The organism is Streptomyces sp. SS8 (assembly GCF_054072955.1).
The window spans coordinates 61,637-77,721 of record NZ_JBSVCZ010000008.1 but is presented as its reverse complement, the minus strand read 5'-3'; the positions used below and the strand labels follow the sequence as shown (position 1 = coordinate 77,721).

The following is a 16,085-nucleotide window of genomic DNA, read 5'->3' as shown; positions in this document are numbered from 1 at the left end:
GGGCGTATGCTGCGGCGCCATGGGAGACCGCACGGGGGACGGTGTCGCACAGGGGACGCGCGGGATGCCGTGGCTGGCGCGCATCCGTTCGCAGGACACGCGCGCGGTCGTCGGCTCGGGCGTGCTGCTCGGCGGGGACACGGTGCTGACCTGCGCCCATGTGCTGCCCGACCGCACCTCCCCGGTCCTCGTGGAGTTCCCCGAGATCGAGGGGGCCGCCGGTTCCACCGCCACTGTCGCCGACGGCGGCTGGTTCCCCCGGCGCGGCGAGGACCGCGCGGACCTGGCCCTGCTGCGGGTGCACCGCCCGCCGCCCGGCGGCCACTCCGCGCCGCTGCTGCGGGCGGCGATGCGGGACATGCGGGTGGAGATGTGCGGCTACGCCGACTCCGTACGGCACGCCCGGGGCGCGGCCCTCGCGGCCACGGTGAGCCTGCCGTTCGGCGAGCGCGTACAGCTCAACGTCGCTCCGGAGCACCTGCCGCGGCGCGGTTTCAGCGGCGGCCCGGTGCTGGACATGGGCGACCCGCCCGGAGTGCTGGGCATCACGGTCACCGCGTCCGCGGAGTCCGGGGGGATCGCGCCGCTGACGATGGCGCACATGATCCCCGTCGAGACGGTCCTCAACTACCTGCCCCGGTTGGGCCGCCGGGTCCAGGGTCCGCCGGGCGTCGAGCCCTCCGTGCTCCGGGGCGGCCCGCCCGCGCGGCTGGACGAGCCGGACTACGCGGAGCGGCTCGCCGCCTGGCTGTCGGACCGGGGGCGGGCACGGTCCCCGGTCTACGTCACCGAGGTCCGGCCCGGCTCCGGCCGCGACCGCACTCTGCGGCGGGTTCTGACCCTGGCCGACCGGGAGCTGTCGGCGGACGCTCCGGCCGCGGGCTCCACCGATCCCGGGTCCACCGTGCCCCCGGTCGGCAGCCTCGACCTGGCCGTCGACGTGCGGGGCGCGGCACCGGAGAAGGCGGTCGTCCGGATCGCCGAACGCATGAACCTCAGGGAGAGCGGCCCGGCGCGGGCCCTGGAGCGGCTGCGGGGGGCACGCACGCCGCTGACCGTCGCGCTGCTGGGCGTGGACGAGTGCGCCGACCCGGCCCGGCTGCTGGAGCTGTGCGGGGAGCTCGCCGAACGCGGCTGCCGGCTGCTGCTGGTCTTCCACCGCACCGGCACCCGGATCGGCCGGCAGGCCGAGGAGGACCTGGCGCTGCGCCACCGCACGGGAGCCCTGGCGGACCGGCTGGAGGCGCTCGACGCGCGCCTGCGGGACCTGGCCCGCGCCAGGGTGCGGCTGTCGGGAGTGGACTACCCCGGCCCGGCCGTGACCCGGCTGCACATGGACCTGGCCTGGCTGCGGCACGCCCACCGCACCGGCGCCGACCTGGACCGGTCCCGGCTTTCCGGGGCGCTGGAGGAGCTGCGGCACCGTACCGACCGGGCCGAGCGGGCGGTGGAGTCCGCGTGGGAGGCGGCCGAGCGGGGATACGGGCGGCGGGCGGAGCTGCGCGGGGAGTTGCGGGCCTACCGGCGGCTGGCCGTCCAGCACGGCCGGATCGAGGACGTCGCGCTGGACCGGGAGTACCGGGCGGCCCACGACGCGCTGCACGCGGGCCCGTTCGAGGCGGAGAGCGCGGCGCGTGCGGTGACCGGTTACACGGCCGCGGTCCGCCGTGTGCTGGGCTGGCCGCCGGAAGCGGGGGGTTCGGAGGCAGGCGGTGCCGGGACGGGCGGGACCGGAGCGGACGGTCCGGAGGCGGGCGCCCGCGAGGCGGAGGGGGAGCGGCGGTGAGCGGAGGCGGCGGGGCGGACCGCCCGGGGCACCACGCGGCCCACGGCACCGGCCACGGCGGCCCGGCCGGCGAGCGCCGCCGCCTGCTGGCCCTGCCCCCGCTGCCACCGCCCGGCGACCCGGCCTCCCTCGTCCTGACCGATCCCGTACCGCCCCTGGACGGCCGCCCCTGCGGCAAGTGCGGCAACCCGGTCGGCAGGCCCTACCGGGGCATGCCCGCCCGCCACGAGGGCTACTGCCCCCGCTGCGGCACCCGCTACTCGCTGCGCCCCCAGCTCGCGGAGGGGGAGCTGCTCGACGGCGGGCGCTACGAGGTGCGCGGCCCGCTGGCCCACGGCGGCCTGGGCTGGGTCTACCTGGCGGCCGACACCCGGCTGCGCGACCGCCCCATCGTCCTCAAGGGCGTGCTCAACCCGCACGACGACGAGGCGCGGGAGAGCATGCTGGAGGAACGCGACCAGATGATCGCCGTCGGCCATGAGTCGATCGTCCGCATCCTCGACTACGTGCACCACCGGCCCGGTGACGGCGGGATCGACGCCGACTACATCGTGATGGAGTACGTCGGAGGCAAGTCCCTGCAGGAGATCCTGGACGAGACCGCGCGGGGCCTGCGTCCGCTCGGCCCCGACGAGCCCCTGACCCTGGAGCACGTCGCCCGCTACGGGTGCCAGATCCTGGACGCCCTGGCGGCGCTGCACGAACAAGGGCTGGTGCACTGCGACATCAAGCCGGCCAACGTCATCCACCGCGGCACCCGCGTGGTCCTCATCGATCTGGGCGGCGCGCGGCGGCCGGACGGCTCCGCCCGCCGCGCGCCCGTCATCACCCCGGACTACGCCGCGCCCGAGGTGAGGGCCGGCGGCGGGCCCACCGTCGCGCACGACCTCCACACCGTCGGCCGGACCCTGGAGGAGCTGGCCGGCGCGGCCGTGGACGGTGCTCCAGGCACCCCCGGCGCTCCCGGCGCTCCCGGCACCGGGCTGGGGCACATCTCCTTCCACCGGCTGGTGGAGCGCGCCACCGACCGGGACCCCGCGCGCCGCTTCTCCTCCGCCGCCGAGATGTCCGGCCAACTGGAGGGAGTACTCAGGGAGTTGCTGTCGCTGCGGACGGGGCGCCCCCACAACAGGCCCTCCGACGTCTTCGAGCCCACCCCCACCCTCCTGGACGCCGGCCTCGGCACCGTGCCCGGGCTGGAGAACTGGCTGGGCCGCCGGGCCAGGGACTACCGGCGCACCGTCACCGCGCCCGCCCTGTGCCCGGGCCGGCCCACCCCCTCCACCGTCGCCGCCGGACTGCCCGCCCCGCTGCCGCGCCCCGACGACCCGGCCGCGGCCCAGCTGCGCATGCCCGAACCGCTCGGTCCGCGGGCGGTCGTACGGCAGTTGGAGAGGTTCCTGGGCGGGGACGGCCCGGGCACGAGCGCGGAGGTCCGGCTGCGGCTGTGCCGGGCCCATCTGGCGGCGCGGGAGGCGCTGCCGCCGGAGCACACCAGGGACCGCGGCAGGGAACTGGACGGAGCGCGGCGGCATCTGCGCGAGGCCGAGGCGGCCCTGGGAGCGGCGCCGGACGAGCGGCCCGCCCCGGACTGGCGCATCGCCTGGCACCGCGGCCTGCTCCGCCTCGCCGGGGACGAAGTGGAGCGGGCCGAGGGGCACTTCGCCGAGGTCTACGGCGCACTGCCGGGCGAGTACGCCCCCAAGCTGGCACTCGGCTACTGCGCCGAGCACCGCGGTGAGCCGGAGCGGGCCGAACGCTTCTACCACGCGGTGTGGCGGCGCAACCCGCAGCAGGGCAGCGCCGCCTTCGGTCTGGCCCGGGTCCATCTGGCCAGAGGCGACCGCGAGCGGGCCACCGAGGTGCTCGACGGGGTGACGCCCACCTCGCGGCACTACGACGCCGCCCGGATCGCGGCGGTGCGCATCCGCGCCGCCCGGCTGGCCCCGGAGCCCGGTGGCCGGCCAGGCGGCCTGCCCGACTGGCGCGGTCTGGCGGCCGTGCGGGAGGAGCTGCCCGCTCTGGAACTCGACGGCGGCGCGGACGTCGGCCCCGAACGCACCCGGCTGACCGCCGAGATCCGCGAGTGGGCGCTGGACTGGATCCAGCGGGTCGCCGGCGGTGTGAGGGAGACCGGGGGCGCGGGCGGCACGGGCGGCGGGCGGCCGGAGGACCGCGCGCGCCTGGCGGAACTGACCGGCGAGCTGTTCGGCGGCGGCCCGGGCAGGCCGCCCACCGAGCGCGGACTGCGCACGCTGCTGTCGTGGTCCTTCCACGACCTGGCCCGGCTGCCCGGCACCACCCCAAAGCAGCACGAGCACCTCGAGGACTGCTCCAACGCGGTCTTCCCCCGCACCTGGTTCGTCCGGCCGTCCGGCCGGGCCGACCACCGAACGAGCAGGGAGCCGGCCCGATGACCGACACCACGCGGGACTCCGTCACCGGGGCGGCGGGCGGCGCGGCCCCCGGCCGCCCGCGCGTGGACATGACGGTGGAGACCGCCCGCGAGCAGTACGCCCCCGGCCCGGGCGACCGTGCTCCAGGCGGCGGCCACGAGGTGCAGGTGATGGTGAGAATCCGGGCGCGGGGGCTGGAGGCCGCCGCTTTGCGCCGCCCCCCGGAGCGCTCCGAGGTGATCGTCATCGACTGCTCCGGTTCCATGGGACACCCTTCCGTGCGGAAGATCGCCGCCGCCCGCAGGGCGGCCGCGGCGGCGATCGAGATGCTCCCGGACGGCACCCACTTCGCCCTGGTCGCGGGCACGGACACCGCCCGCGTCGTCCACCCGCGGTGCGATCCGGCCTCGCCCGCCACCGTCGCGGCCTCGCCCGCCTCCCGGGCGGACGGAGCCCGCGCGGCCCTCACCCTGGAGGCCCACGGCGGCACCCGGATCTCCTCCTGGCTGTCGCTGGCCCGCACACTGCTCACCGCGCGCCCCGGCACCGCCTTCCGGCACGCCCTGCTGCTGACCGACGGCGTGGACCAGCACGGCCGGGCCGAGGAACTGCGGCGTGTACTGGACGACTGCGCGGGCGAGTTCGAATGCGACGCGCTCGGCATCGGAGACGGCTGGGACGCCGAGCAGCTCAGGGAGATCGCCGACCGGCTGCGCGGACGCGTGGAGGCGGTCGTCGGCGACCCTCCGGACGTCGGCGACCCTCCGGGCGCCGGCGGCGAGGGGCTCGGCGAGCAGCTCACCCGCCTCTTCCGGGAGCTGGTCGGAGCCTCCACGCGCAGGAAGCTGTCCCGGCTCACCCTGGCCGTCCACACCGGCCCCCGGGTGTCGGTCGTCCTCTTCCGCCAGGTCAACCCGGCCGTGCTGGACCTGACCGGCACCGCCGTCCGCGACGGCGACCGGACGCTCCTGCCCACCGGGGCGTGGGGCGAGGAGACCCGCTGGTACGAACTGAGGCTGCGCGTGGACCCCGGCCACCCGTCCGTCCGCGAGGCCGGGGAGGCACGGATCGCCTCCCTGGGGCTGGAGGCCGACGCCGCCGCGGGCGTGGTGCTTCCGCGCGAGGAACGGATCGCCGTCCGGTGGGCCGGACAGGCGCCGCCGACCGATCTCGGCGTGGCCGGACGCCACTTCCGGCGCTACACCGAGCTGGAGGAGGCCACCCGCGCCGGCTGCGCCGCCCTGGGCCGGCGCGACGTCCCCCGCGCCGAGCGGGAGCTGGGACGCGCGGTGCGCCTGGCGTACGAGCTGGGCGACGCCTCGCACCTGGCCAGGCTGCGTGCGCTGGTGACCGTGGAGAACGCCGCCGTCGGCCTGGTACGCGTCCGCGACGCCCTCGACCCCGGCCATCTGCGGACGCTGATCGCCAGAAGCAGCCGCACCGCGCCCCCGCCGGAGGCGGGCGGCGACGAGCCCCCGTCCCCGGGCGCGCCCGGAGAGGCGGGCGCCGGGCACAGCGAGAAGCCGCCCGTGCGCTGCCGCCGGTGCGCCGAGTGGGTGCGCCCGGAGCGGTTCTGCGAGAGCTGCGGGCGCCCCCTGGGGGAGGACCGGTGATCGGCACCCGGTGGCTGCTGGTGACCCAGCTGGTCTCGCTGGTGGTGCTGGCCCTGCTCGCCGCGGCCGTGCTGTTCGCCGCGTACGACGACACCCACCGCCGCCCCGCCGCCGTGCGGGACCGGACCGCGCCGGCCGTGCTGGAGGTCGCCGCGGCCCGCGGCGCGCTGGTCAACGCCCACCTGGCCGCCCGCGACCACCTGGCCTCCGAACTGGTCGACGGCACAGGAACAGACGAGACGTACCGCACCTACATGGCGGCGGCCACCCAGAGCCTGTCGCGGATAGCCGACCGGCAGGTCGCGCAGGAGGAGGGCAAGCGGGAGCTGAGCACCGTCATCGCCCTGCTGGTGGTCTACCAGGAGGCCGTCGGCCGGGCGATCGAGCACTCGGAGGACGAGGCGCTGAGCCGGGCGTGGCGTGCGAGCGCCGACACCATCATCAACCGCGGGGAGACCGGCATCCTCGCGCGGCTCGACGGCCTCCAGCGCGACCAGCTCCGGCGGCTGGGGGAGCAGACGGAGCTCACCGACGCCCGGCGGGAGCTGTGGTGGTGGGTGGAGAAGGCCCCGCTCGTGCCGCTGCTGGCGCTGGCCGTGGTGCAGTGGCAGCTCCAGTGGCGCTTCCCCCAGCGGCTGAACCCCTTCCTGCTGCTGGCCTGCGCGGTCCTGCTGGCCTCCTGGCTGCCGGTGCGGTGGGCCGCGGACACCCAGAAGGGCCTGGACGAGGCCCGCCGGGAGCTGGTGGCGGTCGCCGAGCCGCAGCAGGGGGCGAAGGCACGCGGGGAACTGCCCCGGGGGGAGCCGGAGGAGACCAGGGCCGCCATCACCGGTGCGCGCACCCGGGTCGAGGAGGTCCTGGACGAGACGTCCGGGAGCGGGCGGCTGGCCGGCCTCATACCGGCCGGGGGCGCCGCGGTCGCGCTGCTGTCCTGGGCCGGACTGCAGCGGCATCTGAGTCAGTACAGGTTCCGGCCGTGACGGGCGGCCGTACGAGGAGCGCGCGTACGAGGAGCGTGCGCGGGGCGCGTACGGCCGCGCTCGGCGCGCTGTCCCTGCTGCTGGCGCTGGCGGGCCCGGTGGGCTGTGCCGGGGACACCGCGGAGCCCCGCCGCACCCTGACCGTCCTCGGCCCGTGGACGGGGGCCGAACAGCAGCCCTTCGAGGAACTGCTGGGCCTGTTCGAGGCCGAGCACGGGGTGTCCGTCGAGTACCAGGGCACCACGGCGAACCGCGAGGTGCTGCTCTCCGGCCTGCTGGCCGGCGACCCTCCCGACATCGCGGTCCTGCCCGTCCTCGGCGATCTGGTCGACTACGAGCGCGAGGGCTTCCTGGAGCCGCTGGAGGAGGGGGTCGTGGACGAGGACAAGTACGACGGCGGGCCCTGGCTGGCACAGCCGGCCGGGATGGAGGAACGCCACTGGATCCCGGTGAAGGTCGATCTCAAGAGCATCGTCTGGTACCGGAAGGGCACGGAACCGGACCTCGCGCGCGCGGACGCGGAGCGCTGGTGCGTCGGCATGGGCTCCGACGCCACCTCCGGCTGGCCCGGCAGCGACTGGATCGAGGACATCCTCCTCCAGAAGTCGGGCCCCGAGGTCTACGCGGACTGGGTGACCGGTGAGCTGGAGTGGACGGACGACCCGGTGGTGGAGGCGTGGGAGACCTGGGGCGAGTTCATGTCCGGCGACGGCGGAAGGGCTGCCCGCGAAGCGCTGACCACCGACCACCGCGGCCCGGAGGGCGGCGACGGGCTGCTCTTCGGCACGGGCCCGGGCGGCGGCTGCGACCTGGAGCACCAGGGCAGCTTCGCCCGCCACCTGTACGGCCCCAGGGCGCCGGAGGCCGACTTCGTCCCCTCGCCCCGGCTGCTGCCCGGGGCCGCCGACCGCGACGGCCGCGACCGGGAGGTCTCCGCGGACTTCGCGGCGATGTTCCGCGAGAGCCCCGAGGCACAGGAACTGATGCGCTTCCTGGCCTCCCGGAGGGCGCAGCGGGTCTGGGCGAAGGACGAGGCGGCCTGGGCCAGGGGCGAGATCCCCTTCTTCTCCGCCCACGGGGACGTGGGCGAGCAGAGGTACCCCGCCGGCGGCGGGGACACCGTCAGCCGCCGCATAGTGCGGGAGATGGAGGGGGCCCGGCGGCTCTGCCTGGACGCCTCGGACGTCATGCCGCCCATGATCCGCCGCGTCTTCTACGAGAAGGTCCTGGAGTTCCTCGCCGATCCGGGGCAGGACCCCACCGGGCTGCTGGAGCGGATCCAGGAGGTCCAGGAGGAGTCCGGGCGGCAGTACGCCCAGCGGTTCCGGCGGAAGCCCGACCGGCTGGACCAGGTCTGCCGGTGACCGCCCGCTCCTCCTCCTACCGTCCCGCCTCGCCCCTGCCCCGCACCCGTCCCCTCACCCCGCGCCCCGCCCGCCGCGCTCCGCCTCCCGCAGTGCCCGCGACAGTGCCAGCAGCCGCTCCACGTCGGCGTCCAGACCACCCCCGGCCGGTACGGCCACGGGCACCGCGCGGGTGCTCACCGGGCGGCCCTCGGCGTGGGCCCGCAGCGCCTCCCGCAGCCGCGGCGCCAGCCGCTCCGGCGCCGCCGCGTCCCCGGCCCCGTCACCGCTGTCGCCGCCCTCGCCGAGCGCGGCGAGGTAGGGGCTGATGCGCACCAGGCCGTCGCGGCACTCGACGGCCCGCCGGTAGTAGCGGCGGTGCACCCCGCGCGGGCTCAGCGCGTCGCGCCATGGCCGCGCCGGCACCCGGTGCAGCGCGTCCTCGGGGAACCGCCGGTGCAGCGCCGTCCACAGCGGCTCCAGCCCGCGGTACGCCCGCAGGTGCCGCCACCACACGCGCAGCGCGGCCAGCCGCATCACCGCGGCCGGGTAGGTCACGCCGGCCAGGATCAGCACGGTGCCCGGCAGCAGGAAGAACACCGCCCCGACCCAGCCCAGTGTCGTCTCCGCGGCGCCCGCGGTGTCCAGTGAGACGGGCGCGCGGTCGCCCCCGGCCCAGCGCATCAGCACCGCCGGGACGAACAGGGCGTCGGCCACGACGATCGCGGCCATGCCGAGCGAGGTGATCCGCAGCCCGCGTGCCAGCCGGGGCTCGGCGACGCGCGCGTAGCGCCGGGACCACATCCAGCCCAGGGCGAAGCCGGCGGCGAGATACAGGTCGGCCGTCACGTAGAACACCGCCACGCCGGTGACGGTGTGGTCCCGGGTACGGGTGCCCTCGGGGACGGCCGCCACCGCGGCGATGAGGACGGCCACCGTCCCCATCAGCGCCAGCGCGTACCAGCCCGCGCGTGCGCGGGCCCGGGCGGGCTCCAGCGCGGAGAAGAGGTAGAAGCAGACCATGCAGTTGACCGCGGCCAGCACCAGGATGTGCTGGACCAGCCGGGACGTCATGGGCGCCAGCCCCAGGAGCACCTCCTCGCGGTCGGCGGCCAGACCGAAGGGGTACGCCGCGGCCCAGCAGGCGACCAGTCCGGTCACCGCCCACAGCGGCACGTCGCGCGGCGCCCGCGTCAGCCGGTGGGCCATCCAGGCCAGCACCAGGAACGAGCCCGCTCCGTACAGGGCCAGCAGCAGGCTCACAGCCACCCCAGCCGGTCGCCGAGGGCGGCGCCGATGCGGTCCGCGGCGGTGCCGGCGGACGAGCGCGGGGCCACCTGGTCCAGCACCGAGGCCCACTCCAGGATGATCGTGGCCACCGTCTCGGCCTCCCGCTCCTGCGCGCTGTCGTAGGCGGTGCGCCGCAGTGCCCGCCGCACCGTGCCCGGGTCGAGGCCGAGGTCGGGGATCTCGCCGGGCGCGAGGTGCTCGGTGCCGCGGCGCAGCGCGGTCAGCAGCTCCTCCTCGTGGCGGTCGGGCCGGCCGTCGCGGTGGTCGGCCAGCATGTGGCCGAGCTCGTGCAGGATGATGTGGCGCTGATGGGCGCCGCTGGTCTGGCACTGGTAGACGATGTAGTCGGCCGCAGGGGCGCCGATCCACAGGCCGAACGGGCCCGGAACGGGGATCGGGTGGGGCACGAGCCTCAGGGGCCTGCCACGCCGCAGCTCCACGCGGCGGCAGAGCTCGGCCACGTCCAGGGGCGGCCGGATGCCCAGTTCGTTGAGCAGCCGTCTGCACCGCCGGCGCAGTTCCCGTTCCTTCACTGGGCGGTCCCCCTCGTGCGTCGTGGGCGGTCGCGGCCGCGGCCCGGGCGGGGTGCGGGCCGCGCCGGAACCGGGCCGGAGCGGCGCCGGCCGTCCACCGCGAGTCCGGCACCGCCTGCCGCCTCCCCGTGCGGGGCCGGCCGGGACGGATGACCGACCGGCGGCAACGGCCGCTGCCGGCACAGAGGTTGGCAGGAACAGGGGTGGAGAGTCCAGCGATCCCGGCGATGCGCGGTGAAGGCACCGGAGCCGGCGGGGCGAACCGGGGCCAACGCGCCCATCCCCTCCGCAAGCGGACCGCTGGCATTCGGCCGACTTCCGGGGCCGTGAATATCAAATGCGCATATGCCTCATCGGCCGGAGTGCCGCATCGTCATAGGTTCACGCCAATGACGATGCAGCGTGCGGCACCGGCACCGGGCCACCGGAGGGCAGCGCGGGGGCGCACACGGACGATTGCGCTCCGGTGAATTCCGGTCACGCGAAGGCGAACGGAACCCGGCGAATTGGCCCGGAGGCGTTCACGCGGCCCGGTGATGGCGCACCATATCGGTGGGCGTTCGAAGCGCCGGGAAGCTCCTTCCGGAGCCCCGGCCGGACCGGCCGCCCGCAGTGCCCGCCGTACGCCGTCCGGGGAGGGGAGCCCCGGGTACCGCGGCCACACCACAAGGGGAGTCAGCCCGCGCGGACACCGGCACCGCCGGGACGTCCGCGCGCTTCGACACCGGGCGGCGCCGCAGGCACGGGCCGCCCTGGGGGGAGAACGTCCGATGAGGCATGCGATCCGTACCGCCGCGGCCTGCCTGGCCGCGGCCCTGCCGATGGTGCTCACGACGGCGCCGCCGGCCGCCGCGGAGGAACCCGCGCCCCGCATCGACCTGCGCGTCCTGGTCGTTGACGACGGCGGACCCGCCGTCGGCGCGATCACCTCGGCGCTCGGCGACGCGGGCACGCCCTACACCACCGTCGACCTCGCCGACGACGACCGGCCGACCGTGGACGGGGACTTCCTCTCCGACACCGTGGACGGCCGCCCGCGCGCCAGGTACCAGGGCGTGGTGCTGCCCAACGAGAACCCCTTCGGCGCCGGCTCGGCGGAGATGGCCGCACTCGCCGCGTACGAGGCGGAGTTCGGCATCCGGCAGGTGGACGCCTACACCTACGCCGGTCCCGCCGTGGGCCTGGACCCGGCGCAGGAGACGGGCTACGCGGGCCCCCTGGACGGCGAGACGGCGCAGGTCACGGACGCCGGCCGGGACGGGCCGTTCGGCTACCTCGACGGGGCGGTCCCGTTCGAGGACAACGACCCGCAGGTGGACGAGAGTTACGGCTACCTGGCGGTGCCGCTCGCCGACCCGCCCGAGGGAGCCTCCTTCACCCCCTACGTCGACGCCCCCATCCCGGGCAGCCAGGAACGCGGCTCGCTGGTGGGCGAGTACACCCACGACGGCCGCAGCGAACTGGTCGTCACCTTCGTCTACAACCGCCACCAGCAGCAGTACCGGCTGCTGGCCCGCGGCATCGTCGCCTGGCTCACCCAGGGCGTCCATCTGGGCGTGGACCGCAACCACTTCGCCGTCCACGTCGACGACGTGTTCGCCGCCGACGACCGCTGGCACACCGAACTGAACTGCACCCCGGGCGACGTGGACTGCGGCGGGGCCGACGACGGGCTGGAGACCGACCCGATCCGGATGACCGAGGCGGACGCCGCGTACGCCGCCCAGTGGTCGGCCGACCGCGGCTTCACCCTGGACATGGCCTTCAACGGAGGCGGCAGCGACCTGCACCGCTCCGAGCACGGCTCCGATCCGCTCGCCGCCCGGATGCTCGCCGACCAGGCCTCCCACCGCTGGATCAATCACACCTACAACCACCTCTTCCTGGGCTGCGTCCAGGACGTGACCGTCGTGCCGTGGCGGTGCGCCACCGACGAGGAGGGGCAGACCCGCTGGGAGAGCCGGGCCCTGATCACCACCCAGATCGACAACAACCTCTCCTGGGCCGACCGCAACAACCTGGCCGTCGACGAGCGGGAACTGGTCACCGGCGAGCACTCCGGCCTGGTCACCCTGCCGCAGCAGCCGCAGGACAACCCCAGCCTGGCCCCCTCGCTCACCACCACCGGGGTCACCTGGATCGCCTCCGACGCCTCCCGCGAGGCCGCCCAGCGCCCCCTCGGCCCCGCCCTGACCGTGCCCCGGTACCCGATGAACATCTTCTACAACGCCGGGCGCACCGCCGAGCAGGTCGACGAGTACAACTGGATCTACACCCGGCGCTCCGACGGCGGCAGCGGCCTGTGCGAGGACTCGCCGTCCACCACCACCTGCCTGGACGCCCCGCTGGACGTCTCCACCGGCTACGAGTCCTACATCGTGCCCCTGGAGGCGCGGATCGCCCTGCGCCATGTGATGGGCAACGACCCGCGCCCGCACTTCATCCACCAGTCCAACCTGGCCGAGGACCGCATCGCCTACCCGGCCCTGGACCGGATCCTGGACGACTACGCGGACCTGTTCGCCGAGAACACCCCGATGGTCAGCCTGCCGATGAGGGCCATCGGACAGGAGATGCGGCAGCGCGCGGCCTGGCGCGCGGCACTGGACGCCGGGGAGGTCACCGCCCACCGCACCGGCTCCACCGTGACCGTCGACGCCCCCGCCGGGGCGCGCGTCCCCCTCACCGCCCCGGAGGGGACCGTACAGCGGCTCGACGACTCCGGCGGACCGGCCCCGGCCTTCGGGGAGTCCTACGCGGGCCTGCGCACCGGCTGGGCCGAGCCCGGCGGCGACGGGCGCACGGCCTTCGACCTGCCCGGCGCCCCGCAGGAACCGGAGAACCCCGGGGACCCCGGCGACCCCCAGAGCCCGGACGCCCGCTGCCTGCCGGAAATGCTGAGACTGCTGGACCTCCTCGGCCTCCTGGAGAAGGTCTGCGGACTGCTCACCCCGGACGCACAGGGATTCAGGGAGCCCGCGGAACAGACCGAGGTGCCCGCCGGAGCCGCCGACCCCGTGCCCTACGGCCCCGGGGACACCGCCGTGCGCTGACCGCCCGTGACACCGGACCGCTCGTTTCCCCGCCTTCCTGGAGACAACGAACCGCCATGCACAGGCAGTCGGCCGGACCGCGCTTCGGCACCCCCTCGGTGACCCTGCTCACCGAGGGCACCTATCCCCACAGCCACGGCGGAGTCAGCGTGTGGTGCGACCAGTTGGTCAACGGCATGCCCGACGTGGATTTCCGCGTCATCGCCGTCACCGGCACCGGGCGCGAACGCCCGGTCTGGCCGACGCCCGCCCACGTACGGCAGACGCACACCCTGCCGATGTGGGGCCCGCCCCCGCCCGGCCGCGCCCCGCGCGGCCGGGAGCTGCGCCGCTTCCTCACCGCGCTGGAGGACTTCCTCCTCGCCCTCCTCGACCCGGAGGCCGAAGGGCTGTTCCCCGCCGGACTCCACACGATGGCCGGCTACGCCTCCCGGGGAGCCCTCTCGCCCGCCCTGCGCACCGAGGCCGCCGCACGCACCCTCGCCCGCCTGTGGAACCGGCCGAACCTGACCACCGCCGCCGCCCGGCCGACCCTGCACGACGCGCTGACCGGCGTCGACCTGCTGGAGCACGCCCTGCGCCCGCTGGCTGCGCCCCCCGTCACCGGCGGGGTCGCCCACGCGGTCAGCGGCGGGCTGGCCACGCTGCCGGCCCTGGTGGCCCACCACCGCCACGGCGTACCGTTCCTGCTCACCGAGCACGGCGTCTACCTGCGCGAACGTTATCTGGGCAGCCGCGCCGAGCCGTACCGCTGGCCGGTCAAGGCACTGTTGCTGGGCCTGTACCGGCTGCTGGCCGAGGAGGGCTACCGGTGCGCCGCGCTGGTCACCCCCGGCAACCGCTACAACCGGCGCTGGGAGGAGCACGGCGGCACCCCGCCGGAGCGAATACGCACCGTCTACAACGGCGTCGACCCCACCGCTTTCCCGCCCGCCGGCCCCGAACCGGAGCAGCCGACGCTGAGCTGGGCCGGGCGCATCGACCCCATCAAGGACCTGGCCACCCTCATCCGGGCCTTCGCCCTGGTCAGAAAGGAGATCCCCGCCACCCGGCTGCGGATCTTCGGCGGCACCCCGCGCGGCGCGGAGGCGTACCGGGCGAGCATGGAGGCCCTCGCCGCCGAACTGGGGGCGGCCGGGGGCGTGACCTTCGAAGGACGCGTGGAGGACATCCGCGACGCCTACGCCGCCGGGAACGCGGTGATGCTCTCCAGCGTCAGCGAGGGCTTCCCCTTCACCCTGATCGAGGCCATGTCCTGCGGACGCGCCACCGTCTCCACGGACGTGGGGGGAGTGCGCGAGGCGGTGGGGGAGTGCGGACTGGTCGTACCGCCGCGCGATCCGGAGGCCATGGCGCGGGCCGCGCTGCGGCTGCTGAGAGACCCCGGCGAGCGGGCGCGGATGGGCGAGGGCGCCCGGCTGCGGGTGATCGAGCAGTTCACCCTCCGGCAGACCATCAGCGCCTTCCGCGACATATACCGCGAACTCGCCTTCCCCGCCAGGGAGTCCGGTGCGCGGGCACCCGCCATGGCGCTGGCCGCGGGAGCCGGGGGAGGCGCCCGGTGAGCGGGACGCTCAGACTCGTCCCCGGCGCGCCGAGGCCGGAAGGGGCACCCGGCCGCACCGCCCCGGCCGCCCGGAGCCGGCGTCGGCCGAGCTGGGCGGCCGACCCGCTGGACGCGCTGGCCGAGGAGATGGCCGAGGTGTGCGCCGCGGCCGTCCACCCGGACGAGATCGCGGCCCACCTGGAGTCCGAGGGCCTGACCGGCGAGCAGATCCAGCGCCGCTACGGCCGCCGCGACACCTTCGAGGCCGCCGCCGAACTGTTCGCCCGGGTCCCGCGCGCCTTCCCCGAACCCCCACCCGCCCCCGACCCGTGGCGGGGGGATCCGGGCACCGCGCTGCTGCGCGGCCTGGTGTTCACCCTCCCCGGGCTCGGCTACGCGCTGGCCGCACCCTTCCTCACCGGGCCGCCGGACCGGCTCGGCCTCCCCGCCGGCACGGGCGCGCTGGCCGCCTCCGCCCTCGTGGCCTGGGCCTGGAACCAGGCGCTCGCCCACCGTGCGTACGCCGCCCTGGCTGCGGGCGGGCGCACGGCGGCGGGACGGGTGCTGCGGGCGGGCGCACCGGCGGGCGCGCCCATCGCCCTGGCGGCGGCCCTGGCGGCCGCGGCGCCACTGCCTGCGCCCGGCGCCGCGCTGCTCTTCGCGGCGGGCCAGGCGGTCTACCTGGCGGCGGCCACCGTCCTGCTCGTCCTGGGCCGCGAACGGCTGCTGCTGTTCGCCCTGCTGCCCCTGGCCGCCTGCGCGGCGGCGCTGCCGCTGCTGCCGGAGGACGTTCCGGCGGCGGCGCAGGCGGCGGCGAGGGCCGCCCTGCCGGCCGCCGCCGTCTGCGCGGCGGTGGCGGCGGCGGTGCGCGAGACCGTCCGGGCCGTACGCGAGGGGGCGGCAGGTGCGGCGGCGGACGGTGCGCTCCCCGCGCGGCGGGCTTCGGTGCCCTACGGCCTCTTCGGCCTGGGCTGCGGGGTGCTGACCGCCCTGGCCGCCCTGGGCGGGACGCTGTGGCACGGCGCGGGCGCGGCGCCGGCCGGGCCCGTGGTGGTCGCCCTCTCCCTCAGCATGGGCGCGGCCGAGTGGCTGCTGTACCGCTGCCGCTCCCTGTCACTGGCCGCCCTCGCCCGCAGCACCACCGCCGCCGGCCTGCGGTGGCGGGCCGCCGGGGCCCTGGGGGCGTGCCTGGCCGGCTACCTCGCCGCCCTGGCCGCCCTCGTCCTGGCCACTGCCGCGCTGTGGCCGGGCGGACCGCCCGCCGACCCGGCCCGGCTGCCGGCCGTCCTCGCCCTCGGCGCGGTGCTGTGGACCGGGCTGCTGCTCCAGGCGTTCGGCGCCGCCCGGACCCCGGCGGCGGTGACGGCGGCCGCCGCCGTGCTCTGCGCAGCCGCACCGCTGTGGCTCCACCCCGGCCCGCCCGGACCGGACACCGTTCTGACGGCCGTCTGCGCCATTGCCGCCCTCGTCCTGCTCGCCGCAGCCGCGGCACTGCTGGGCCGGATCACCACCCACCGCTGAATCGCCCGCACCACCGCGTACCGC

10 protein-coding genes are annotated in these 16,085 nt (G+C 76.3%); 8 read left to right on the top strand and 2 right to left on the bottom strand.

Annotated elements, in window-relative coordinates; genetic code table 11:
* Nucleotides 1-19 precede the first annotated feature (19 nt).
* The 5 genes from ACW69E_RS10345 to ACW69E_RS10325 are packed head-to-tail and all read left to right on the top strand — an operon-like array spanning nucleotide 20 to nucleotide 8,139.
* Nucleotides 20-1,786 (top strand): trypsin-like peptidase domain-containing protein, encoded by a 1,767-nt coding sequence (locus tag ACW69E_RS10345; RefSeq protein ID WP_457497866.1) that lies wholly within the window; start codon nucleotides 20-22, stop codon nucleotides 1,784-1,786.
* Complete coding sequence (locus ACW69E_RS10340; RefSeq protein WP_457497865.1) at nucleotides 1,783-4,203, top strand: tetratricopeptide repeat protein; 2,421 nt, start codon at nucleotides 1,783-1,785, stop codon at nucleotides 4,201-4,203. The genes ACW69E_RS10345 and ACW69E_RS10340 overlap by 4 nt, the downstream gene beginning before the upstream one ends.
* A complete protein-coding gene (locus ACW69E_RS10335) occupies nucleotides 4,200-5,795 on the top strand; it encodes a VWA domain-containing protein (protein ID WP_457497864.1) in 1,596 nt (531 codons plus the stop codon). Before ACW69E_RS10340 ends, ACW69E_RS10335 begins: the two co-directional genes overlap by 4 nt.
* Nucleotides 5,792-6,775, top strand: coding sequence for a hypothetical protein (locus ACW69E_RS10330; protein ID WP_457497863.1), 984 nt, complete (start codon nucleotides 5,792-5,794; stop codon nucleotides 6,773-6,775). The genes ACW69E_RS10335 and ACW69E_RS10330 overlap by 4 nt, the downstream gene beginning before the upstream one ends.
* Before the next feature lie 35 nt (nucleotides 6,776-6,810).
* Nucleotides 6,811-8,139, top strand: coding sequence for an ABC transporter substrate-binding protein (locus tag ACW69E_RS10325; RefSeq protein WP_457497862.1), 1,329 nt, complete (start codon nucleotides 6,811-6,813; stop codon nucleotides 8,137-8,139).
* Nucleotides 8,140-8,193: 54 nt separating this feature from the next.
* Here the strand turns inward: ACW69E_RS10325 and ACW69E_RS10320 are convergent, their stop codons facing one another.
* Nucleotides 8,194-9,381 carry an MAB_1171c family putative transporter gene (locus ACW69E_RS10320; protein ID WP_457497861.1) on the bottom strand — a complete coding sequence of 396 codons (1,188 nt, stop codon included), beginning with the start codon at nucleotides 9,379-9,381 and terminating at the stop codon, nucleotides 8,194-8,196.
* Nucleotides 9,378-9,941, bottom strand: coding sequence for a hypothetical protein (locus tag ACW69E_RS10315; protein ID WP_457497860.1), 564 nt, complete (start codon nucleotides 9,939-9,941; stop codon nucleotides 9,378-9,380). The genes ACW69E_RS10320 and ACW69E_RS10315 overlap by 4 nt, the downstream gene beginning before the upstream one ends.
* 770 nt (nucleotides 9,942-10,711) lie before the next feature.
* Between ACW69E_RS10315 and ACW69E_RS10310 the strand changes: the two genes are divergently transcribed.
* Genes ACW69E_RS10310 through ACW69E_RS10300 form a run of 3 tightly spaced genes read left to right on the top strand, consistent with a single transcriptional unit; the run spans nucleotide 10,712 to nucleotide 16,061 of the window.
* On the top strand, nucleotides 10,712-12,994 hold the full coding sequence (locus tag ACW69E_RS10310; RefSeq protein WP_457497859.1) for a hypothetical protein: 2,283 nt from the start codon (nucleotides 10,712-10,714) through the stop codon (nucleotides 12,992-12,994).
* Nucleotides 12,995-13,050: 56 nt separating this feature from the next.
* On the top strand, nucleotides 13,051-14,559 hold the full coding sequence (gene pelF / locus ACW69E_RS10305; protein WP_457497858.1) for a GT4 family glycosyltransferase PelF: 1,509 nt from the start codon (nucleotides 13,051-13,053) through the stop codon (nucleotides 14,557-14,559).
* Nucleotides 14,556-16,061: a hypothetical protein gene (locus tag ACW69E_RS10300; RefSeq protein WP_457497857.1), complete on the top strand. Its 1,506-nt coding sequence runs from the start codon at nucleotides 14,556-14,558 to the stop codon at nucleotides 16,059-16,061. Before pelF ends, ACW69E_RS10300 begins: the two co-directional genes overlap by 4 nt.
* Nucleotides 16,062-16,085 lie beyond the last annotated feature (24 nt).

Bases quoted from the DNA above. Each gene is read 5' to 3' on its own strand.
- pelF (WP_457497858.1), top strand. From the start codon at position 13,051: ATGCACAGGCAGTCGGCCGGACCGCGCTTCGGCACCCCCTCGGTGACC.
- ACW69E_RS10335 (WP_457497864.1), top strand. From the start codon at position 4,200: ATGACCGACACCACGCGGGACTCCGTCACCGGGGCGGCGGGCGGCGCG.
- ACW69E_RS10345 (WP_457497866.1), top strand. From the start codon at position 20: ATGGGAGACCGCACGGGGGACGGTGTCGCACAGGGGACGCGCGGGATG.
- ACW69E_RS10310 (WP_457497859.1), top strand. From the start codon at position 10,712: ATGAGGCATGCGATCCGTACCGCCGCGGCCTGCCTGGCCGCGGCCCTG.